This is a genomic window from Senegalia sp. (in: firmicutes) (genome assembly GCF_052088025.1).
Taxonomy (GTDB): Bacteria; Bacillota; Clostridia; order Tissierellales; family SIT17; genus Anaeromonas.
Genome location: NZ_JBQCYD010000014.1, coordinates 35,177 through 56,784 on the forward strand (window position 1 = coordinate 35,177; position 21,608 = coordinate 56,784).

Annotated in this window: 24 protein-coding genes; 1 reads left to right on the top strand and 23 read right to left on the bottom strand. The window is 27.1% G+C overall.

Annotated elements, in window-relative coordinates; all coding sequences use genetic code 11:
- Nucleotides 1–79: 79 nt before the first annotated feature.
- The 7 genes from ACTHUW_RS05400 to ACTHUW_RS05430 all read right to left on the bottom strand — a co-directional run bounded on the left by ACTHUW_RS05400 (nt 80) and on the right by ACTHUW_RS05430 (nt 6,768).
- On the bottom strand, nt 80–1,237 hold the full coding sequence (locus ACTHUW_RS05400; protein ID WP_442197522.1) for a D-alanyl-D-alanine carboxypeptidase family protein: 1,158 nt from the start codon (nt 1,235–1,237) through the stop codon (nt 80–82).
- A gap of 84 nt (nt 1,238–1,321) precedes the next feature.
- Entirely contained in the window at nt 1,322–2,647 is a 1,326-nt protein-coding gene (locus tag ACTHUW_RS05405) for a pyrimidine-nucleoside phosphorylase (protein ID WP_442198980.1), read from the bottom strand.
- Complete coding sequence (locus ACTHUW_RS05410; protein ID WP_442198981.1) at nt 2,647–3,474, bottom strand: purine-nucleoside phosphorylase; 828 nt, start codon at nt 3,472–3,474, stop codon at nt 2,647–2,649. The genes ACTHUW_RS05405 and ACTHUW_RS05410 overlap by 1 nt, the downstream gene beginning before the upstream one ends.
- A gap of 12 nt (nt 3,475–3,486) precedes the next feature.
- Nucleotides 3,487–4,305, bottom strand: coding sequence for a purine-nucleoside phosphorylase (locus ACTHUW_RS05415; protein WP_442197525.1), 819 nt, complete (start codon nt 4,303–4,305; stop codon nt 3,487–3,489).
- A 51-nt stretch (nt 4,306–4,356) separates the two neighbouring features.
- Nucleotides 4,357–5,247, bottom strand: coding sequence for a site-specific tyrosine recombinase XerD (gene xerD / locus ACTHUW_RS05420; RefSeq protein ID WP_442210270.1), 891 nt, complete (start codon nt 5,245–5,247; stop codon nt 4,357–4,359).
- Between the two features lie 296 nt (nt 5,248–5,543).
- Nucleotides 5,544–6,161: a stage II sporulation protein M gene (gene spoIIM, locus ACTHUW_RS05425; RefSeq protein ID WP_442197527.1), complete on the bottom strand. Its 618-nt coding sequence runs from the start codon at nt 6,159–6,161 to the stop codon at nt 5,544–5,546.
- Between the two features lie 61 nt (nt 6,162–6,222).
- Nucleotides 6,223–6,768 (bottom strand): NUDIX hydrolase, encoded by a 546-nt coding sequence (locus ACTHUW_RS05430; protein ID WP_442197528.1) that lies wholly within the window; start codon nt 6,766–6,768, stop codon nt 6,223–6,225.
- 101 nt (nt 6,769–6,869) lie between these two features.
- Between ACTHUW_RS05430 and ACTHUW_RS05435 the strand changes: the two genes are divergently transcribed.
- Nucleotides 6,870–6,995, top strand: a complete 126-nt coding sequence (locus tag ACTHUW_RS05435; protein WP_442197529.1) for a hypothetical protein — start codon at nt 6,870–6,872, stop codon at nt 6,993–6,995.
- Nucleotides 6,996–7,063: 68 nt separating this feature from the next.
- Here the strand turns inward: ACTHUW_RS05435 and spo0A are convergent, their stop codons facing one another.
- The 16 genes from spo0A to spoIIIAE form a co-directional block, all read right to left on the bottom strand.
- The gene (gene spo0A / locus ACTHUW_RS05440; RefSeq protein WP_442197530.1) at nt 7,064–7,873 is read right to left on the bottom strand and encodes a sporulation transcription factor Spo0A; all 810 of its coding nucleotides are present in this window, start codon (nt 7,871–7,873) and stop codon (nt 7,064–7,066) included.
- Nucleotides 7,874–7,958: 85 nt separating this feature from the next.
- On the bottom strand, nt 7,959–9,320 hold the full coding sequence (spoIVB, locus tag ACTHUW_RS05445; protein ID WP_442197531.1) for a SpoIVB peptidase: 1,362 nt from the start codon (nt 9,318–9,320) through the stop codon (nt 7,959–7,961).
- Nucleotides 9,321–9,487: 167 nt separating this feature from the next.
- Nucleotides 9,488–11,179, bottom strand: coding sequence for a DNA repair protein RecN (gene recN, locus ACTHUW_RS05450; RefSeq protein WP_442197532.1), 1,692 nt, complete (start codon nt 11,177–11,179; stop codon nt 9,488–9,490).
- Between the two features lie 14 nt (nt 11,180–11,193).
- Nucleotides 11,194–11,646: an arginine repressor gene (locus tag ACTHUW_RS05455; RefSeq protein ID WP_442197533.1), complete on the bottom strand. Its 453-nt coding sequence runs from the start codon at nt 11,644–11,646 to the stop codon at nt 11,194–11,196.
- 18 nt (nt 11,647–11,664) lie between these two features.
- Entirely contained in the window at nt 11,665–12,459 is a 795-nt protein-coding gene (locus ACTHUW_RS05460; RefSeq protein ID WP_442197534.1) for a TlyA family RNA methyltransferase, read from the bottom strand.
- A gap of 8 nt (nt 12,460–12,467) precedes the next feature.
- Nucleotides 12,468–14,339: a 1-deoxy-D-xylulose-5-phosphate synthase gene (dxs, locus tag ACTHUW_RS05465; RefSeq protein ID WP_442212760.1), complete on the bottom strand. Its 1,872-nt coding sequence runs from the start codon at nt 14,337–14,339 to the stop codon at nt 12,468–12,470.
- Nucleotides 14,340–14,360: 21 nt separating this feature from the next.
- Nucleotides 14,361–14,942, bottom strand: coding sequence for a hypothetical protein (locus ACTHUW_RS05470; RefSeq protein ID WP_442197536.1), 582 nt, complete (start codon nt 14,940–14,942; stop codon nt 14,361–14,363).
- Between the two features lie 671 nt (nt 14,943–15,613).
- Nucleotides 15,614–16,504 (bottom strand): polyprenyl synthetase family protein, encoded by an 891-nt coding sequence (locus ACTHUW_RS05475; RefSeq protein WP_442198985.1) that lies wholly within the window; start codon nt 16,502–16,504, stop codon nt 15,614–15,616.
- 10 nt (nt 16,505–16,514) lie between these two features.
- A complete protein-coding gene (locus tag ACTHUW_RS05480; protein WP_442197538.1) occupies nt 16,515–16,748 on the bottom strand; it encodes an exodeoxyribonuclease VII small subunit in 234 nt (77 codons plus the stop codon).
- Nucleotides 16,749–17,963, bottom strand: coding sequence for an exodeoxyribonuclease VII large subunit (xseA, locus tag ACTHUW_RS05485; protein ID WP_442197542.1), 1,215 nt, complete (start codon nt 17,961–17,963; stop codon nt 16,749–16,751). It abuts the gene before it with no gap.
- Nucleotides 17,964–18,035: 72 nt separating this feature from the next.
- Nucleotides 18,036–18,440, bottom strand: coding sequence for a transcription antitermination factor NusB (gene nusB / locus ACTHUW_RS05490; RefSeq protein ID WP_442197539.1), 405 nt, complete (start codon nt 18,438–18,440; stop codon nt 18,036–18,038).
- Nucleotides 18,441–18,577: 137 nt separating this feature from the next.
- A complete protein-coding gene (locus ACTHUW_RS05495; RefSeq protein ID WP_442197540.1) occupies nt 18,578–18,967 on the bottom strand; it encodes an Asp23/Gls24 family envelope stress response protein in 390 nt (129 codons plus the stop codon).
- Between the two features lie 67 nt (nt 18,968–19,034).
- Entirely contained in the window at nt 19,035–19,685 is a 651-nt protein-coding gene (locus ACTHUW_RS05500) for a SpoIIIAH-like family protein (protein WP_442198986.1), read from the bottom strand.
- 13 nt (nt 19,686–19,698) lie between these two features.
- Nucleotides 19,699–20,283 carry a hypothetical protein gene (locus tag ACTHUW_RS05505; RefSeq protein ID WP_442198987.1) on the bottom strand — a complete coding sequence of 195 codons (585 nt, stop codon included), beginning with the start codon at nt 20,281–20,283 and terminating at the stop codon, nt 19,699–19,701.
- 9 nt (nt 20,284–20,292) lie between these two features.
- Entirely contained in the window at nt 20,293–20,892 is a 600-nt protein-coding gene (spoIIIAF, locus tag ACTHUW_RS05510; protein ID WP_442198988.1) for a stage III sporulation protein AF, read from the bottom strand.
- Between the two features lie 8 nt (nt 20,893–20,900).
- Nucleotides 20,901–21,608: stage III sporulation protein AE (gene spoIIIAE, locus ACTHUW_RS05515; RefSeq protein ID WP_442212762.1), on the bottom strand; the 708-nt coding region annotated here is incomplete at its 5' end.

Consider the following 21,608-nt stretch of genomic DNA (forward strand, 5'->3'; position numbering starts at 1 on the left):
ACCCTATATAAAAATGAAATGCTAAATATATTTTATAATTTTTATGTAAAAATTACAAATATATTTAGCACAATTTAAATCATTCTGCAACTAAATTTTCTAATAATTTAGTAAACATAGTTATAACATTTGCTTTTTCTATATTTTTATTAATAATTAAATCTTCTTTTTCTAATATTTCATCTTCGGATTTTATTACTATCTCTCCTATTTTTTGTCCCTTTATTATAGGTGCTTTTATTGTGTCTAATATTTTAATTTCTTTTTTAAATTTTTCTTTTGAATCTTTTTTTGCTAATAAATTAATATCATTTTTCACTATTATTTTAGCTTCTTCTTTTTTTCCTTTTTCAATTGAAATCTTATCTATTACATCTCCTTTTTTATTTATAGCAATAGATTCATAATTGGAAAATCCATAATCTAATAATTTTTTAGAGTCTGCATTTCTTATTTTAGAAGACTTTGAACCCAATATCACAGATATAAAGGTAGTCTCATCTTTAGTAGCAGAAGCAGCTAAACAATATCCAGCATCTTGTGTAAATCCAGTTTTTATTCCATTAGCCCCAGGGTAAAATCTAATCAGTTTATTTGTGTTTACAAGATCTTGTATTACATCTCTATCTTTCCCTACTTTTATAGATGTAGTCCACATAGAAAGCCATTTATGAACTATTTCATGTTTTAAAAGTTCTCTGCCCATAAGAGCAATATCATATGCACTGCTAAGATGGTCTGGATCAGGTAATCCAGTAAGATTTTTAAACTTTGTATCTTTCATCTTTAATTCTTTTGCCTTTTTATTCATATCCTTTAAAAATGCTTCTTCACTTCCTGATATATGCTCTCCCATAGCTACAGCTGCATCATTTGCAGATCTTAGACATATTGCTTTAAATAATTCTTCTACAGTATTACTTCCACCAGCTTCTAAATATACTTGACTTCCACCCATACTGGCCGCATTTTCACTTATTAATACGGAATCTTCTAATTTAATCTTACCTTTTTCTAGAGCTTCACTTGCTAGTATTAAAACCATTATTTTAGTTATACTAGCGGGTTCTAGTTTTTCATTAGAATTTTTTTCATAAATAACTTTTCCTGATTTAAAATCCATTAATAAAGCAGATTTTCCATCAATTTCAAAAGGTTCATCGGCATAAACACTTATTGGTAATATTGATATTGTTATTAATAATATTAATATTATATTAAAGATTTTTTTAATCATCTAAATCCTCCTTGTATAATTATATTTTCCAGATAAAATATAATTATACAAGGAAAACTGCTAATATATTAGCAGTTTTTAATATTATATCTTTTTAATTCCATCTTTATCTACCATACCATAGATTAATTGTTTTTTTCCTATATTATTCTCAGATATTTTTATGATTTTTTCCATTCTATTTATCGCTTCATTTAGTTTTTTATCATTATTTCCATGTAATGAAGCTATAGTTTCACCTTTTTTGACTTTATCATATTTCTTTTTACTTAATACTATTCCAGCAGACATATCTATTTTACTTTCAATGGTTTTTCTACCTGCACCTAATATTAGAGCACACCTTCCAATTTCTTCAGCATTTATTTCACTTATATATCCATTTTTTTTTGCTTTAAAGTCTACAATTTTTTCCGCCTTAGGTAAAAGTTCTGTGTTTTCTATTTGTTCAATATTCCCACCTTGAGTTTTAATAAATTCTTTGAATTTTTCAAAAGCATCACCATTATCTATAACTTTCTTTAACATCTCCCTCCCTTTTTCTATAGTTTCTACTTTTTTACCTAATAATAATAATCTAGAACCCAGTGATAAAGTTAATTCCAATAAATCTTCTGGTCCATTGCCTTTTAGAGTTTCTATTGATTCTTTTACTTCAAGAGCATTACCTATGGCATATCCTAAAGGTTCATCCATATCAGAGATTATAGCTATAGTATTTCTTTTCATGCCATTTCCTATATCAACCATTTCTTTTGCAAGTTCAAAAGCACTATCTAAATCTTTCATAAAAGCACCACTACCTATTTTAACATCTAAAACAATAGCATCTGAACCTGAAGCTAATTTTTTACTCATTATACTACTAGCAATAAGAGATATATTATCTACTGTAGCTGTAACATCTCTTAAAGAATAAAGTTTTTTATCAGCAGGAGCAATATTTGCAGTTTGACCTGCTACAGCAACTTTGATGTTATTTACATTTTCTATGAATTCTTCTTTAGTTAGATTTATAGAAAAGTTTTCAATAGATTCTAATTTATCTAAGGTTCCACCAGTATGACCTAAACCCCTACCCGACATTTTAGCAACAGGTAATCCACATGCAGCAACCATAGGTGCAAGCACTAAAGTAGTTTTATCTCCCACACCACCAGTACTGTGCTTATCAACTTTAATTCCATCTATAGAAGAAAGGTCTATTTGTTCACCAGATTCTAACATAGCTTTAGTTAAATTTAAGGTTTCATCTTTATTCATTTTTTTAAAGAATATAGCCATTAAAAGTGCTGAAGCTTGATATTCAGGTATATCTCCATTAGTATAGCTATCTATAAAGTATTTTATTTCTTCCTTATTTAATTCATATCCATCTCTTTTTTTCTTTATTATTTCATACATATTCATTATACTGATACCTCACTTAATATCCCTTTAATTAATTTTATAAATTTAGGACGAGTTTTATTTGCAATTTCTACTACTTGTGCATGATTTATTGATTGTATTTCTTCAGCAATAGCCATATCTGTAACACATGAAATACCTAAAACATTAATCCCGCTATGCTTTGCTACTATAACTTCTGGCACTGTACTCATACCAATAGTATCTCCACCAATAGCTCTAAGCATTTTTAATTCTGCTCTTGAAAAATAATATGGACCACTTATAGCTGCATAAATACCAGATTTAAGTTCTATGTTTAAATCTTCTCCAACCTTTTTTGTTATATTTATCAAATCTTTATCATAAGCATGAGACATGTCAGGGAATCTTGGGCCTAATTCTTCAAAGTTTTTACCTATCAAAGGATTATCTCCCATAAAGTTTATATGATCATTAATAATCATAAGTGCTCCAGGATATAATTCCTTATTCATACCACCGCAAGCATTGGTTACTATTATAGTCTCTACACCTAAAGCTTTCATTATTCTTACTGGAAAAGTAATTTCATTCATAGAATAACCTTCATAATAATGAAACCTTCCTTGCATAGCTATAACTAATTTCCCTTCCAATTTCCCTATAACTAACTGTCCTTCATGACCTTCTACAGTAGAAATTGGGAAATTAGGTATGTCTTCATATTTAATCTTTACAGGATTTTCAATCTCGTTTGCAAGTGTACCAAGACCTGAACCTAGTATTAATCCTATTTTAGGTTCAATATTTATTTTCTCTTCTATAAAATCTTTAGTTTGCTTTATATTTTTTAATAAATTATTCAAATTAATTTCCTCCTAAATTTCTTTAATTATATTTTTTACCAACTTTATAAATTCATCTTTTATATTTTGTGTAGTTTCAATGACTTCTTTATGGTTTAAAGGTTGATCTAATATACCTGCGGCCATATTGGTTATGCAAGATATTCCAAGGACTTTTAATCCACCATGAACCGCTGTTATAACTTCTGGTACTGTACTCATCCCAACTGCATCAGCGCCTAGAATCTGAGCCATCTTAACCTCTGTTGGCGTTTCATATGTAGGTCCTGTAAAAAACATATATACACCCTTTTTAAGGTTCATATTTAAATTATTAGCAACATTTTCAGTTAATTTAATTAATCCTTGATCATAAGCATGAGACATATCTGGAAATCTTGGACCTAATTTTTCAAAGTTTTTACCCATTAATGGATTATCAAAGGAGAAGTTTATATGATCATTTATAATCATTAAATCTCCAGGTTTAAAATTAGTATTACTTCCTCCAGCAGCATTTGTTACAATAATATTTTCAATACCTATTTCCTTCATAACTCTTACTGGAAAAGTAACATCTTTCATAGAATAGCCTTCATAATAGTGAAATCTTCCTTGAAGAGCTATGACATATTTATCTTCTAATTTACCTATTACTAATTTTCCACTGTGACCTTCAACTGTAGAAGTTGGAAAATGAGGGATATCTTTATACTCTATATTTATAGGATTAACTATTTCATCTGCTAAAATACCAAGGCCTGATCCTAGTATCAATCCCGTCTTAGGCTCATTATTTATTTTTTCTTTTATAAAATTGGATGCTTCTCTTATTTTATTTAAATAATTCATTTTTTCCTCCTAATATTACATTTTTAAATTCTTTATTATATATACCCTAAATTAAGCTCTTGGATGCGCATTATTATATACTTCATTTAATCTTTTTTTATCTTCTTGCATATATATTTGAGTAGAAGATATATCTGCATGACCTAGCATAGCTTGTACAGATTTTAAATCTGCACCATTATCAATTAAATGAACAGCAAATGAATGTCTCAAGGTTCTTGGTGTGATTTTTTTTTCAATACATGCTTTTTCTTTATAGTATTTAATAATTTTCCAAAATCCTTGTCTTGTAAGTTTTTTCCCTTGATAATTTAAAAAAATCGAATTATCTTTAGCTTCCTTTACAAATTTATTTCTATATTCATCTAAATATAATTTAATTGATTTTATAGCTGTCTTACCAATAGGTATAACCCTTTCATTTGAAAGATTTTTAGATGAAATTACTATACCTAAGTTTAAATCTATATCTTCTAAGTCTAATGACAATAGTTCACTCACCTTAAGACCTGCCGCATATAATAATTCTAACATAGCCTTATCTCGTACGCCCTTTAAATTCGTCGTATCTGGTTGATCTAATAACATATTAATTTCATTAGAAGTTAATATTCCAGGTGACCTTTTTTTGTTTTTAGGAGATTTTAAATTTAATGTAGGATCTTTTTTAATCAGTCCTTCATTTAATAAATATTGATAAAAAGATCTTATAGAAGCTAGATTTCTAGATATTGTAGAGGGTGCCTTGCCTTGTATTTCTAAATAAAACATATATGAAATGATATTTGTTTGAGATATTTCTTCTAGTGCTATGTTTATATTATTTTCATCTAAATATTTTATAAATTTATTTAAATCTCTTTTATATGATTCTATTGTATTTGATGATAATTCTTTGTCCCATTTTATGTAGTTAATAAATTCAGATTTTATTTTTCCCATTGTTTGCTCCTCTAATACTTTTCTCTTTATATATAATATTCTACAAAAAACTATATTTATTTATTTCAAATATTAAAATAAAAGTATATAATCTTTTTAAAATAATATATTAAATTACTTTTACTATATTTATAAGAGAATACTAATATTGAATTTGTGGTAGGAGGTTGTATTAGCTGATTATTATAATTATATTCTTCAATAAATATTTGTAATAATATTAAAAATATAATTATAATAATCATTATTTTAAATAGTTTAATTGATTTATCTCTCATATTAAATTTACTCCTTATCTAAATTATGAACTTTATAAGATAAGGGGTAATGTATGCTTCTATTAACCCTCCTATAACAAAGCATACTAAAGTTAATAATGAGAAAAAAGAAAAAGGTATTATTTGTTTTAAAATACTTTCTCTTTTAAGATTTTTTCTGGATTTTATAACATTAATACTATGACTAGTAGACAAAGAAGCTAAAATTATAAATCCCGGTATTATAAAAATATTTTGAGGAGTTAATGCTAAAAATGATAATAAAAATCCTTTAAAACCAAAATTACTGATAATAAACCCTATAGAAAACCCGATAGTAAAACCTCTAAATAAAATCAAAGTAAAAGTTACAGGCACGCCTATAACGATAATACCCATAGCCCATATCACAATACCAGTTTTAAAATTATTTAAAATAGAATTTTTTAATAAAGCTGTATTTTGAATCTTTTGCTTATCAATAATTTTGAAAAAGTCACTCAAAAAATTTGATATTTCACTTCTTTGTGCTTGACTCATTATTTTTATGGTTATAACACCTGCAGATATTCCAATCATAATTATAATAGTAAGTGCTAAATAAATAAATATATTATTTTTAACATGTTTTATAAATTCATTTTTTAAGTTAAACAATAAAAATCCTCCTTTATACAAGCTATACAAAATATTATGCTTTTAGAGAGGATTTTATTACTTATTTATTTTTATTACAAATTACCCTATCAATCAATTGAATGCCAATAATAGTTTTGCTATCACTTATTTCTCCTATATCTATCATGTGTAGTAATGCCTCTAATGAATATTTTTCTACATCAATATGCTCATCTATATCTGGACTTGCAATACCTTCTTCTAAATCTCTTGCAAAAAACAAATGTATTTTTTCATTACAAAAGCCAGGTGAAGAATAAAACTCTATTACATACTCATAGTTATTAGCACTTAATCCTGTTTCTTCCTTAAGTTCCCTTATAGCACATTCCTTAGGTTCTTCTCCTATTTCTATCTTACCTGCTGGAAGCTCTAGTATTTCTTTATCTATTGCCTTTCTATATTGTTTAACTAAGTATATTTCATTATCAGAAGTTATAGGCACAACGCATACTGCACCAGGATGTTCCACTATCTCTCTTTTTGAATATTTTTTATCTGGTAATTCTACAGTATCTATTCTTAAATTCAATACCTTTCCTTCATATATTTTTTCAGACTTCATAGTCCTTTCAATATAACTCATCAAAAACCTCCTAAAATAATAAGAATATTTCATAGACATTTACATACACTTAACTATATTATATATTTTTTAAAAAATTTGTAAAGTGTGGAGGTAATATTATGTATAAATTAGTTGCTAATAAACAGTTATTATTAGTTGGTACCATGGAAGAAGTATGTAAAAAATTAAAATATTATTCTTTGAAATTTGATATATTAGAAGAATTAATTTCTTATTTATCTTAATTATTATCAATTATGATAAGATTATTTATGATATTATAAATAAAAAAAGAACTAAGTTCTTTTTTTATTTAATTAGTTCTTTCCAATCTTAACTTGTCAGCGACCATTGCAATAAATTCACTGTTTGTAGGTTTTCCCTTGTGATTTTCTACAGTATATCCAAATAAATTATTTATAGTATCAACCTTACCTCTACTCCATGCAACTTCTATTGCATGCCTAATTGCTCTTTCTATCCTACTAGGTGTAGTATTAAATTTCTTTGCTATTTCAGGGTATAATTCTTTAGTTACAGCACTTAATAAATCTACCCTCTCTACTACCATGCCTATACCTTCTCTGAGGTACAAATACCCTTTTATATGAGCAGGAACACCTATTTCATGTATTATATGTGTTATGTTAGCTTCTAAGGTTTTAGCTTGGTTATAAGTATTCTTATTTATTATGCCATTAGATTTACTTGCATTTATATTTCTTTTATTAGAATCATCCATGTTTCCAGTTAATTGTCTAATTCTTTTCATGAAAACCTCAAAATCAAAAGGTTTCACTACATAGTAATCTGCACCTAACCCAATTGCTCTTTGAGTAATCTTATCTTCACCTACAGCTGATAAAACTATAATCTTAGGATATTTTTCTAAATTAATTGTGTTTAATTTTTCTAACACCCCTAAACCATCAAGATACGGCATTATAATATCTAATACTAATACATCTGGAACCTTTTCTGATATCATATCTAGAGCCTCTAAGCCATCATTTGCCTTTCCTATTACATTTACATCTTCTTGTGTAGTTAAATATTCTGTAAGTATATTACAAAAATCCCTATTATCATCTGCAATTAAAATGTCAATCTTTGAATTATTCATCAATTTACCCCCATATATATACTAATTTTTATTCTCTTATACTATTTCGACAAAAATGTAATAATACCTCTTTATTTTCAGTATTTTATTTAACTTTTTTCTTACAATTTTCAACAAAAAAATAAGGGATATCCCTTATTTTTTGCTTTCCTATGTCGTTTTTTAATATATTTGATTCTTCTAACATCCATTCTATATATAAACCATAACCTTTAGTTGGATCATTTACAAATACATGAGTAACTGCACCTATAATTTTTCCATCTTGTATTATTGGACTACCACTCATTCCTTGAACTATTCCACCAGTCTTTGATAATAAGTCTTTATCGGTAATTTTTATAGTCATACTTTTTGGGGCAATATTTGCTTGGGTTTCTTTTTTTATTATTTCAACTTCATATTTATTTACCTTTTTTTCTCCTATAGTTGATAATATATATGCTTTTCCTTCTTTAACTTCGTGTTGTAAAGCTATAGGTAAAGATTCTTTTAAGAAGGTGTTGCTAATATTATTATTCATCTTTCCATAAATACCGAGTTCAGTATTTTTTTCAATATTTCCAAGAAGATTTTGTGATTCAAAAAACATTCCCTTTAATTCACCAGGATGCCCTTTTGTACCTTGTTCTATAGATGAAATACTAGCTTCTAATATTTCCCCACCACTTATATTCATTAGTTTTCCCGTATCCATATCTGAAATACCATAGCCAAGAGCTGCAAACTTTTTTGTTTTTTCATGATAAAAAGTAAGAGTTCCAATACCAGCGGTTTTATCTCTTACCCAAAGACCTATTCTAAAAGTTCCATCTTCTTTACTTTCTACAGGCATTATTTTTTTTATAATTTTTTCATTATCTCTTTTAACCTTTAATTTAACCTCATGATTTTCTATATTATTTAATAAATCAATAACATGGTATGAATCTTTAATTTTTGTATCATTTATTTCTAAAATTGAATCTCCAATCTTGAGCCCTGATTCTTTTCCAGGTATATAAACTTTATTATCCTTCCCTTTTATTTCAGATAATGCAACAATTAAGACACCTTCAGTTTTTAACTTTACACCAATTGATTGTCCTCCTGGCATTAATTTAACCCTATTTACTATATTAACCTCCATAGTTTTTACAGGAAATAATCCTAAAAGCTTAATATCTATACTTGTTTTACCTCTTTTAGTACTTTGTAAGCTATATTTATTTTTAGTTTTAAAGCCTAACTCTCTTTCTTCATTTTGTATTTTAACTATCTTATTTTTTGATTCTAAATCAGTAATAGTAAAGGGTAATAATAGATTTATATGCTTCTTTCCTCCTTCAAATATATTAATTTGAGAAGGTAGTGAATATAAATTTATTAATTGTAAAAAATATATAAAACTTAATGTTATAATAATATACAATATTGATTTGTTTTTATTTCTTTTATTTGAATTCAAAGAACATCACTCTCCAAATCCCACTTCTCAATATTTTATATATTTTATTTTTTCATCTTTATATATTAATTTTAGCCTATTTCACAATAAATATGCTATCTAATAACTAAGTAAATTGTAAACAAATTATTAAATTGCATAAAAAAAGAAGTATAAAATATACTTCTTTACTTATATTTTTTTGACATTTTTATCATTTCTTGTGCGTGAAGTCTAGTTGTTTGAGTTACATCAACTCCTCCAAGTAATCTAGAAAGTTCTTCGATTTGTTCTTTATAATCTAATTTTTTTACAATAGTTTCAGTATTGTTATTATTTTCAGTTTTAAAAATCCTATAATATGAATCTGCCATAGCAGCAATTTGTGGCAGATGAGTTATACATAAGACTTGATGATGTCTTGATATATTTACTATCTTTTCACCCACTACTTGAGCAGTACGTCCACTTATACCACTATCAATTTCATCAAATATCATTGTTGAAATATTGTCATTTCCACCAAGTATAGATTTAAAAGCTAGCATTATTCTAGACATTTCTCCACCGGATACTATTTTTGAAAGCCTTCTAAGTGGTTCTCCTAAATTAGTAGATATTAAAAACTCTAATTTATCAATTCCATTAATATTTGCTTCTTCTAATATTTCATGCTTTACTTTAAACTTTATATTTTTCATATTAAGTTCTTGTAATTCATTTGTCATGTTCTTTTCAAACTTATCGATAATTTTCTTTCTTTTTTCTGAAAGTAATTTAGACCTTTTAAAAATATCATTATTTATGACTTTTATTTGTTCTTGTAATACTTTCATCTGTTTTTCATTATCTATTATACTGTCTAATTGACCCTGGATATTATCTCTATATGCTAATATTTCTTTTATTGTCTTACCATATTTTCTTTTTAATTTATTTATTAATTCAATCCTATCTTCTAATATGGTTAACTCTTCCATATTGTAGTCAATGTTTTCATAATAATTTCTTATATCTCTTGATAAATCTTGTACTTGATAAATAACTTCATTTATATTGTTTTCATATTTCATAATATTATCATCAAATTTAGAAATATTATGAAATAATTTAGAAATATTATTTAAATTATTAATTATTGATAGATCATCATAATCATTGGAATCCAAAATATTATATACAGAATTTAAAGTTTTAGATATTTCCTCAGTGTTAGATAACTTAGTATATTTATTCATTATTTCTTCTTCTTCATCTATTTTTAAATCACTAGAATTAATTTCATCTATTTGAAATTTTAATAAATCTATCTTTCTTTCTTTTTCCATTTCATCTGTAACTATTTCAGACAAATTATTTTTTAATTCTTTTAAATCTAAATATTTATTATGAATTACATTTTTATAAGAATGTAATTTCTCATCCCCTAATGAATCTATAAGTTGTAGATGTTTATCAGAATCTAAAAGGGTTTGATGTTCATGTTGACCATATATATCAACTAGTGAATAACTTATTTTTTTTAGCATGCTTAAAGTAATAGTATGTCCATTAATTCTAGAAAAACTTCTCCCATTCTTATGAATTTCTCTAGTTATTAAAAGAGAATCATCAACTTCATATGGTATACCATAGTTTTCTAATAATACTTTTATCCTTTCGGGTCTTTCTAAATAAAATACCGCTTCAATTACAGATTTATCGTGTCCAGTTTTAATAAAATCCTTATTTGATCTATCACCTAGAATGAGTCCTACAGCATCTATTATTATCGATTTACCTGCCCCTGTTTCTCCAGTAAGTACATTAAATCCTTTAGTAAAAGAAATTTTCAAATTATTTATTATAGCAAAGTTTTTAATATTCAATTCTAAAATCATTATTATCCCCCCCACTACTCTAGCATTTCATAAAAAGTATCTAAGATATAGTTAATTTTATCTATATCTGAAATAGCAACAAAAATAGTGTCATCACCTGCGATAGTACCTATTACTTCTTTGATATTTAAATTATCAATAGCAGATGCTGATATCTGAGCAGCACCTGGTATTGTCTTTAATACTAAAATATGTCCAGCTACCTTTATAGATATAATTGAATTCTTAAAAATATTAGAAAGTCTTTCTGTTATGCCATCTTGATTTTGATTCATAGATGCATATTTATACTTTCCTGTTTTTCCCATCACCTTTACTAGTCTAAGTTCTTTGATGTCTCTAGAGACAGTTGCTTGGGTTACTTCTATTCCTGAATCTCTTAAGAAATTTGCTAATTCCTCTTGAGTTTCTATTTCATTATTATTTATAACATCTATTATCTTACTTTGTCTAACATACTTTTTCATTATTGCCCCCTAAGAATTTCACATTTCATGAGATTCATTTATAATTTCTTTTATTTTTTTATCTATATCAAAAGCAGGAGATTTGTAAGTAATATAAGCTAAGAACTCAATATTTCCATCCCCACCCTTTATAGGTGAATAATAAATATCAGTTAAGTATAAATCTAAAGTCTTTAAGTAATCCTTAATTTTAATAATTGATTTCAAATGAATTTTTTTATCTTTTATAATACCATTTTTACCAACAAATTCTTTGCCTGCTTCAAATTGAGGCTTTATTAAAGCAAGTATTTCTCCATCTTTCTTTAATATTTCTTTTGCCACAGCTAGTATCTTAGTAAGAGAAATAAAAGAAAGATCAATAGAAATAAAATCAAGTTTTTCTTTGATTTTATCAGTATCTAAATACCTTATGTTTGTTTTCTCCATATTTATAACTTTAGAATTTTTAATTATATCACTATCCATCTGATTATATCCTACATCTACTGCATAAACTTTTTTTATGTGATTGTTAAGCATACAATCAGTAAATCCTCCGGTTGATGCACCCATATCCATAGCTATTTTATCTTTAAGATCAATATTAAAATAATCTATAGCCTTTTCTAATTTATAGCCTGCACGACTCACATATTTTAAAGGAGGATTAATTAACTCAATATTTGAATCTACTGGTATTTTTAATGATGCTTTTTTTACTATATTATCATTATATTTTACTAGCTTTTTGGATATAGCAACCTTAGCTAGTTCTCTACTTTTTACTAATCCTTTTTCTTTTAATAAAATATCTATACGTTTAAATTCCATTTTACCACCTATTGTTTAATGCTTTTTAAGATAGTATTATAAATACCATCCGAATCCAATTTATGTTTTTTAAATAATTCATTTGTATCACCATGTTCAATAAATTCATCAGGTAGACCTATATTTATAATTTCACCTGCATAATGATTTTTGATTAGTTCTTGATTTACAACTGTTCCAAGTCCACCATTTATTACATTATCTTCTATGGTTACAATAGTACTATATTCTTTAATTAATTTATTCAATAATATAGAATCAATTGGTTTTAGAAATCTCATATTTATAAGAGAAGGATTAATTCCATTATTATTTAATTTAATTAAAGCATCATATCCTATTTCTACCATCTTTCCAATAGCTATGATAGCAATACCACTACCCTTTTTTATATATTCGCCCTTACCATATTCAATTTTATTATTTGTTTTTAATTTTTCTCTTACAACACCATTACCTCTTGGATATCTTAAAGCAATTGGTCCATCATTATATTGATAGCTAAACTCTATCATCTCTTCAAACTCTTCTTTATCTTTGGGTGCCATTATTGTAAGATTTGGTATATGACTTAAATAAGAAAAATCAAATACCCCATGATGTGTTTCTCCATCATTCCCTACAAGACCTGATCTATCTATTGCAAAAACTACAGGTAGCTTTTGTAAAGCTACATCATGTACAATTTGGTCATATCCTCTTTGAAGAAATGTAGAATATGCAGCAAAAAATGGTTTAAGGCCTTGTGATGCCATACCCGCTGCAAGAGTAACAGCATGTTGTTCTGCAATACCAACATCAATAAAGTTCCTAGGTAATTTATTTTTGAATTTTTCAAGCCCTGTACCATCAGGCATAGCTGCAGTTATTGCCATTATTTCTTTATGTTTTAATGCAAGTTCATATAATTTATTTCCAAATACATTAGAATATTTTATTCCATTAGATTTTTTTAAAGATTTACCTGTTTCTAGGTTAAAAGGAGAAGCCCCATGAAATTTATCCGGATTTTCCTCTGCATATTTATAGCCTTTTCCTTTTTTAGTCATTACATGAACAATTACAGGACCATTGACAAGTTTTGCTCTATTTAGAGTAGTTATAAGTAATGGTATATTATGTCCATCAATAGGTCCTAAATAAGTGAATCCTAATTCTTCAAAAAAAGCACCTGGTATAATAAAATATTTGAATGTATCCTTTGCTCTTTCAGCTGTTTTAAATACAGTTTTCCCTATGGCAGGTATACTATTTAAAATGTTTTCTACATCACCTTTCATCCTACCATAAGTTGGAGCAGTTCTTATTCTATCAAGATATTTAGAAAGACCACCTACATTTTCAGATATGGACATTTCATTATCATTTAATATAACTATCATTTTACTTTTGCTATCACCTGCATGATTTAAAGCTTCAAAAGCTATACCAGCCGTCATAGATCCATCACCTATTACAGACACAACTTCATTTTTTTCTCCCTTAATATCTCTTGCTATAGCCATGCCAAGCCCTGCAGAAATAGAAGTTGAACTGTGGCCAGTTTCAAATGTATCATGAGAAGATTCACATCTTTTAGGAAATCCACTTAATCCACCTAATTGCCTTATAGTAGAAAGCTTATCTTTTCTTCCAGTTAAAATCTTGTGTATATAAGATTGATGACCTACATCCCATATTATTTTATCTTCTGGACTATTAAATACTTTATGAATTGCAATAGTCAGTTCTACAACCCCTAGATTGGATGCCACATGACCCCCAGTTTTTGATATGTTTTTTAACAAATATTCTCTTATTTCCCTGCTTAGTATATTTAACTCAGTATTACTCAGCTTTTTTAAATCAGATATACAATTTACATTTTCTAATATCTTCATAGGAGTCACTCACCTTCTATTTTATTTATCTAGTACCTTCAATTTCAATTTTTCATCAAAAAACATTACTACTCTTCCTGTATAATACATTATATTTTCAGAATATGTTATTGCAACTTCCTTACCTATAGCTTTTCCACCAACAGTCATGGAAGCTATAAATCCACTCATAACTACACTTACTATAGTTAATTGTCTAATATCATATATGTTTGTTATTTTAATTACAATTATAGCACCAGCAGCTCCACTTATAATTCCACAAATATCACCTATAACATCGTTGCAAAAATTTGAAACTATTCCTGCATTTTTAATCAATTTTATAGAATATTTGGCAGCTTTATTTTTCTGTGCAGCCATAGAGTGAAAAGGTTTCTCTCTCGCAGCAGCAACAGCTATACCAATTGTATCAAAAAATACTCCCAATAAAATAATTAATATCAAAGTTATAAAAGCAAACAATATATCAAAATTTCTCATTACATTTTCTGCAAGTAAACTTACTATAATTGCTAGAAAAAAGGTGACTATAGTTATTATTATAATCCATCTATAATTTACTTTCTTTTTATTTCTTTTGTTTTTATTCTTTTTGGACAAAATATACCTCCATATTTCTATGCTGTAAGCCTTACTTAAATAAATATTTAAATAAAGCTGACAGCATAGAAGCTATCAGCCTTAGAATGGTAGTATATTAAGTAAATTTTGCGGCTTAAGGTCTGGCAGGATTTCCCGATTGAGAGCTGCATGTCGCCATAACAGAGGTTACCCTTTAATCTCATCCTATCTATTATAGATAGAGCCAGATTGCCATTTAGTCCGCACTGCAATCCTCAACATACTTACAAAGAACAGTCTAGGAGTTTTCCTCGACAGTCATGCCAATCCCTAGCCTCTTTTGCAAAATAGGTTTCAATAACAAAACTACTCATTTTCAGGGCCCCTCAAATTTATAGCTACAACTATTATCCACCTATTTCACTCAAGGCAGGCTACGCTGCACTTAGCTTTCACCACATTGCAGGTTATCCTAATATTAGGTCTCCACGGAGGCAGGGTCAACGCCCACATGCCGTTGTGGATCGCCCCATCCTCCTTAACTCCCAGAAATGACCCCTGACTGGGCGTCACAAGCCATAACCAGGAACTTCATCGATATGCCCTTTGACGGATTTTTAGCCCCGCCTTCAGGATTGGCTGCTCTGACTAGAATACTGCACCATTCTTAGCAGATTAATTATATCATATGAATTTTCAATATACAAATATTAGTTAACCCTTTTAGTAAGGTATTGTGCTAAGTCTATAAAGAAATTTGACTCTTTAGAATTAAATTTTTTCATTATATTCGTTGACTTTTCCTTATACCCATTTAAATCATCTATAGCTTTATCCATCCCATGAATAGAAACATATGTAGTCTTATCTCTTTTCATATCACTACCTATATCCTTGCCTAAAAGCTCACTATCTCCTATTATATCCAATATATCATCTCTTATTTGAAATGATATACCAATACATCTTCCATAATCATTTAACAACTGTATTTCTTCTTTAGTTGCTCCTCCTATTATAGCACCAGCAACTAAAGAAGCCTCTATTAATTCTGCTGTCTTATTTTTATGAATAAAATATAAAGTTTCTTCATCTACTTTTTTATTCTCTGAAAGAATATCAACTACTTGTCCACCTATCATTCCTTTATATCCTGATGATTTTAAAATTCTTTCCATAGCATCAATATAATTCTTTGAATAATTATTTTTTATTACTTCATCTATCATTATTTCATAAGCAAAGTTTAAAAGAGAGTCTCCTGCTAATATAGCAATAGATTCTTCAAACACCTTATGATTTGTAAGTTTACCCCTTCTATAATCATCATCATCCATGGCAGGTAAATCATCATGGATTAAAGAATAAGTGTGTATCATTTCCATAGCTATGGCAAATCTAATTGCCTTTTTTATATCTCCACCAACTAATTCACAAGATTTAATTAAAAGTATAGGGCGAAGTCTTTTTCCACCAGAAAGGAGGCTGTATTCCATTGATTCAATTACCTTTTTTTGAGGTAAATCTTTTTCCATGAAAATATTTTTAAGTTCATCTTCAATTATATTTTTATATTTTTTTAATTCTATATTTAAATCCAAAATATCTCTCCTATTCTGTCATTTCAAAATTAGATTCTTTTATCTTTCCGTTATTATCTTCTAATATTAATTTTATTTTTCCTTCTGTTTCTTCAATTTTTTTATAACATTGATTATATAGTTTTATTCCTCTTTTAAATTCATCTATTGCATTGTCTATGTTTAAATCTCCAATTTCTAATCTATCAATTATATTGTCTAATTCTGTAATAGCTTCTTCAAATTTAATTTCCTTATCAGCCAATTATAATTCCTCCTTTAATAGGATTTTTGTAACTTTAGCTTCTATCTGTCCATCTTTAAGATTAATTTTTATAATATTTTCTTTATTTATATCATTAATTGACTTTATTATATTTTTGTCTTTATCCTCTACATAAGCAAATCCTCTATCTAATATAGTTAAAGGATTCAGAGAATTTAATTTTTCTCTTCTATTATTTAATTCATTTTTGTTTTTATCTAATAAATTCTTTTGTGCATTAAATAAATTTTTAAATTCAAAATCAAGCCTTTGTTTATATTGATCTATATAGTATAAGGGCTCAGTAAAGAGCCTTGTTTTTTTATAATTTAATAATTTGTTTTTTTTATCTTCTATAAATCTATTCATTGAACTTATCAAATCATCATTTATATTGATAAGTCTTTCTTTCAAAACATCTATATCAGCTACAGCCAACTCTCCTGCTGAAGAAGGTGTTGGTGCTCTTAAGTCTGATACAAAGTCAGAAATAGTAAAATCAGTTTCATGACCTACTGCAGAAATTACAGGTATAGTTGAATTGTATATCTCTTTAGCAACAATTTCTTCATTAAAAGCCCATAATTCTTCAATAGATCCTCCACCTCTACCTATTATTATTGTATCAATATCTATCCTACTATTGAAGTATTTAATACCTTTACATATTTCATCCTTTGCATATATACCTTGAACACGTACAGGATATATAATTATGTTAACATTAGGATTCCTTCTTTTAATTACAGTAATTATATCTCTTATAGCAGCACCTGTAGAAGAAGTTACTACACCAATATTATCTGGATTAGTATTTATATTTTTTTTAATTGAATAGTCAAATAAACCTTCAAGCTCTAGTTTTTTCTTCAACTCCTCATATTTAATATATAAATCTCCTATTCCATCCTTTTTTATCTTTTTAACGTATAATTGATAACATCCATCTCTTTCATATATAGATATATATCCTTCTGCTATTATTTTCATCCCATCTTCTAAATTAAATAAAAGTAATTTATTATCACCATTAAACATTATACATTTCACTCTACTTTTATTGTCTTTAAGAGTAAAGTACATATGTCCACTATAATGGTGTTTAAAGTTAGAGATTTCTCCTTCAATTTTTATATTATTTAATATAGGATCACTTGATATTATTCTTTTCATATAAGACGTGAGCTCTGATACCTTTAATGGTTTTAGTTCTATTTAAATCACCCCCACATATAAATATAATTATTAATACCCTACTTATAATTATTTCAACATATTAATGCTTGCTTATTTATCTTGATTTCTAACAAATGATCCAAGAACACCATTTATAAATTTACTCGATTCTTCAGAGCTATATTTTTTGCTTATTTCTATAGATTCATTTATTGATACTTGAGTAGGTATATCATCCCTATATAATATTTCATAAACTGCTATCCTAAGCATAGCTAAATCTACCTTAGATAAACGTTCTTTTTTCCACCCTTTAATATATTTTTCTATTGTTTCATCAATAGTAGTTATATTTTCTTCTATATTATCAACTGTATTTTCTATATACAATTTTTCATCTTCTGTGAATTCATTCTCTTCAAAAAAAACATCTATAATATCCTTATCAAATGATTTATTTAACTCTAATTGATACAAAAGTTTCATAGTAGATTCTCTCGCAATTCTTCTTCCCATGTTTTTCTCCCCTTATTTTATCTTATACTTTTAAATTTGACTTTAAACAAATTTTTTATACAATATATTTATCCCTTGTAAGTAGAAATTAACCCTCTACTTAAATTAGAGGGTTAATTGTTTTAAAATATTGTATTTTAAGAATTTTTCTCTTCTTCTAATTCTGCTTCCTTAAGCTCTACACCTTGAACATGAATATTAACTCCAACAACCTTAAGTCCAGTCATATTTACAATAGCATCTTTTACAGCTTCTTGTATTTTCCAAGCCACATCAGGTATCTTTGATCCATATTTTACAATTATATATAAATCAACAGATGCTTCTTTTTCTCCAACCTCAACTTTAACACCTTTAGATAGATTTTTTCTACCAAGTATATCTGATATACCACCTGTAAAACCACCGCTCATGGCATATACACCCTCTATTTCTACAGCAGCAAGACCTGCAATTGTAGCTACTACTTCATCAGAAATTTTAACCTGACCATTATCATATTCTTTACCTTCATTTATATCTGTCATTTTATACCTCCATATTCACCCTAAATTATAAAATAATTATATCAAATTAAACGAATCTTTACAAACATTAGCTATTTTTATTTATTATTTTAATATTACTAGCTTTAAAATCAGTTTCAGATGTTACAATTTCAAGAATTTGAGATACTTCCTTTTCTGAAAGATTGTCATTTTCTATAACTATACGTACATCACTTTCACCTATAAATACTAGAGTATTTTTAAATCCTTTAGAAACAAGTAATCCTTCTATAAAAAGTTCTTTTTCAGATATTTTACCTATTTCTATTATTTCTTCTTGAGCTTTAGCCATTACCTCTTTACTACTTTTATCATTTTTAACTATATCATTTAACCTATCAACTAATTCTCCTCTCATTTTGTCTCTAGATAATCTATGTTCTACAAAGTAATTACTTTTTTCTATGTTCTTTTCACTAGATATAGCCTTGCCTATATCTTTATTTGTTTCTTTTGAAATATTCTCTACTTTATCATCTTTACTATCTACAATTTCAGCTTTTTCAGCATTATCATTTACAACCTCAACTAATTCACTTTCTTCATTGACTACCTCCACTAACCCCTCTTCATATTTTTGATAATCATTAGATGACTCTGTTATTGACCCTTTTGATACTTGATGATTCACAAAACCTAACATAACTAAACCTACTATTAATGCAGATAGATAGATTGTTTTTTTTCTAATAATCATAATTAATCCTCCCTTATTTTTTAACATAAATTTCCACCTTATTTCCACTAAGATCTAATGCAGTTTTCACCGCATTGTATACATTTTCCTTTATTTTAATATCTTCTGCTCCTTCTGCCGCTACAATAACTCCTCTTATTTCAGGTTTTATCTGTTTTATAGTTATCATTTCTCCTCCACTCCCATTAGTAACTATTTGTTCTGTACTTTCTTCTCTTATCACATCCCGAATGCCACCTTGTGAATCATTTTCTTTAGTCGTTTCTTTGTTGCTTGTTTTGTTTATAGCTGGGACACTTTCTGTAGTTTCAACTAAGGTTATCATTACCTCTACATCTCCAACCCCTTTCATTTCACTTAAAATTTGCTTTAATTTTATTTCTAATTTATTAGAATAATCATCAATGCTATTTGAGGCCATTTCTTTTTCCTCTGAAATACTAGTATCTATTTTAAGATTTGAATCTTCATTTTCAACAAAAACACTTATTCCTATTAATAAAATAATTCCAGTCGAAATTATAAGAGCTAAATTTGTATATTTTTTATTACTTGATATTTTTTCTATTAAAATATTTATATGCTTTTGTAGCTTCATATTATCCTCCTAACTAATAGTTATATGTATTTTTTCATATTCTATATTGAACTTATCTTTTAAATGTTTTTTTAAATCTTCATACTCTATCTTGTTTTCATTTTCATCTTCATCATAAGCTATATTGCTTATTTCTATTTTCTTTATATTTATATCATTTTTACTATCCTGCTTTGATTTTTTTTCTTTATTTAAATGTATATTTAAACTTTCAATTTCACCCTTAAACTCATCACTCTCTAATAATTCAATATCTATTTTTTCTACATTATAATCAAATTCTTTTTCTATAGATTCATCTATAGCTATTGATAAATTTTCTATATACAACTTTTCTACTTGATTATTATTATTTGAAACACTTGTTTTTTCATTATAATAATAAGTTTCATCACTTTTATCTAGCTTTGAAAAAACATCTTTACCTATATTTATGTCATTAGATAGTAGATTTATGAAAGGATTTATTAAAGCAATTATAATTAAGAAACCTCCTATCATTTTTATATAAGATTTAAAACTATTATTTGGAATTATAGCTTCTAATATAGCAATGAATATTGATATTATAACTATATTGATTATCCATCCCCTTAAAAAATCAATCATAAATTCACCTACCTCATCATAAGAGTAATATTTCCTGCTCCAACTATTATAGTTATAGATATAATAAACATGACCGTAACAGTTAAAAGCAAGCCTAAAAGTATAATTATAGATTTACTTGTTTCTATAAGACCATCCACTATTCTTTCATCTGATATAGGTTCAATTATCGCTACAGCTAACCTATAAACAAAGATTAATGATAATAATTTTAATGCTGGAATTATTATTATTAAAAATAAAACCACAACCCCTATAATACCTATAGAATTTTTCAAAAGTAATGAACAACCTAAAACAGTATCCATAGCATCAGATAAAAATCCTCCTACAATTGGTACAAAGTTATTAATAGCAAATTTAGCTGTCCTAATAGTAACTCCATCTAATTGAGAAGAGCTTACACCTTGAATAGTCATAACACCCATAAATATTGTCAAAGAAATACCAATTGTAATTATTGCTATCTCCTTTAAAAGAGATACTATCCTACTTACTTGTACCTTATCAGTTAGCTTATTAACTAGGCTTAGTATTGTAGAAAAAAAGATCAAAGGTATTATAATTTGCTTTATTAATGTAGAAAATATTCCTATTGAAGCAAGTATTAAAGGATGTAATAAGGAAGATGATGCTAGTCCTCCCACTGCCATTAAAAGTGTCATTAATATAGGTAGTAAAACTTGCATAAATATGACCATATTATCTATAGCATC

Coding starts and splice junctions, on each gene's coding strand:
- ACTHUW_RS05400 (WP_442197522.1), bottom strand. CDS start 1,237: ATGATTAAAAAAATCTTTAATATAATATTAATATTATTAATAACAATA.
- ACTHUW_RS05405 (WP_442198980.1), bottom strand. CDS start 2,647: ATGAATATGTATGAAATAATAAAGAAAAAAAGAGATGGATATGAATTA.
- ACTHUW_RS05415 (WP_442197525.1), bottom strand. CDS start 4,305: ATGAATTATTTAAATAAAATAAGAGAAGCATCCAATTTTATAAAAGAA.
- xerD (WP_442210270.1), bottom strand. CDS start 5,247: ATGGGAAAAATAAAATCTGAATTTATTAACTACATAAAATGGGACAAA.
- ACTHUW_RS05430 (WP_442197528.1), bottom strand. CDS start 6,768: ATGAGTTATATTGAAAGGACTATGAAGTCTGAAAAAATATATGAAGGA.
- ACTHUW_RS05435 (WP_442197529.1), top strand. CDS start 6,870: ATGTATAAATTAGTTGCTAATAAACAGTTATTATTAGTTGGTACCATG.
- spo0A (WP_442197530.1), bottom strand. CDS start 7,873: ATGAATAATTCAAAGATTGACATTTTAATTGCAGATGATAATAGGGAT.
- recN (WP_442197532.1), bottom strand. CDS start 11,179: ATGATTTTAGAATTGAATATTAAAAACTTTGCTATAATAAATAATTTG.
- ACTHUW_RS05455 (WP_442197533.1), bottom strand. CDS start 11,646: ATGAAAAAGTATGTTAGACAAAGTAAGATAATAGATGTTATAAATAAT.
- ACTHUW_RS05460 (WP_442197534.1), bottom strand. CDS start 12,459: ATGGAATTTAAACGTATAGATATTTTATTAAAAGAAAAAGGATTAGTA.
- dxs (WP_442212760.1), bottom strand. CDS start 14,339: ATGAAGATATTAGAAAATGTAAATTGTATATCTGATTTAAAAAAGCTG.
- nusB (WP_442197539.1), bottom strand. CDS start 18,440: ATGGGAAGAAGAATTGCGAGAGAATCTACTATGAAACTTTTGTATCAA.
- ACTHUW_RS05495 (WP_442197540.1), bottom strand. CDS start 18,967: ATGACAGATATAAATGAAGGTAAAGAATATGATAATGGTCAGGTTAAA.
- ACTHUW_RS05500 (WP_442198986.1), bottom strand. CDS start 19,685: ATGATTATTAGAAAAAAAACAATCTATCTATCTGCATTAATAGTAGGT.
- ACTHUW_RS05505 (WP_442198987.1), bottom strand. CDS start 20,283: ATGAAGCTACAAAAGCATATAAATATTTTAATAGAAAAAATATCAAGT.
- spoIIIAF (WP_442198988.1), bottom strand. CDS start 20,892: ATGATTGATTTTTTAAGGGGATGGATAATCAATATAGTTATAATATCA.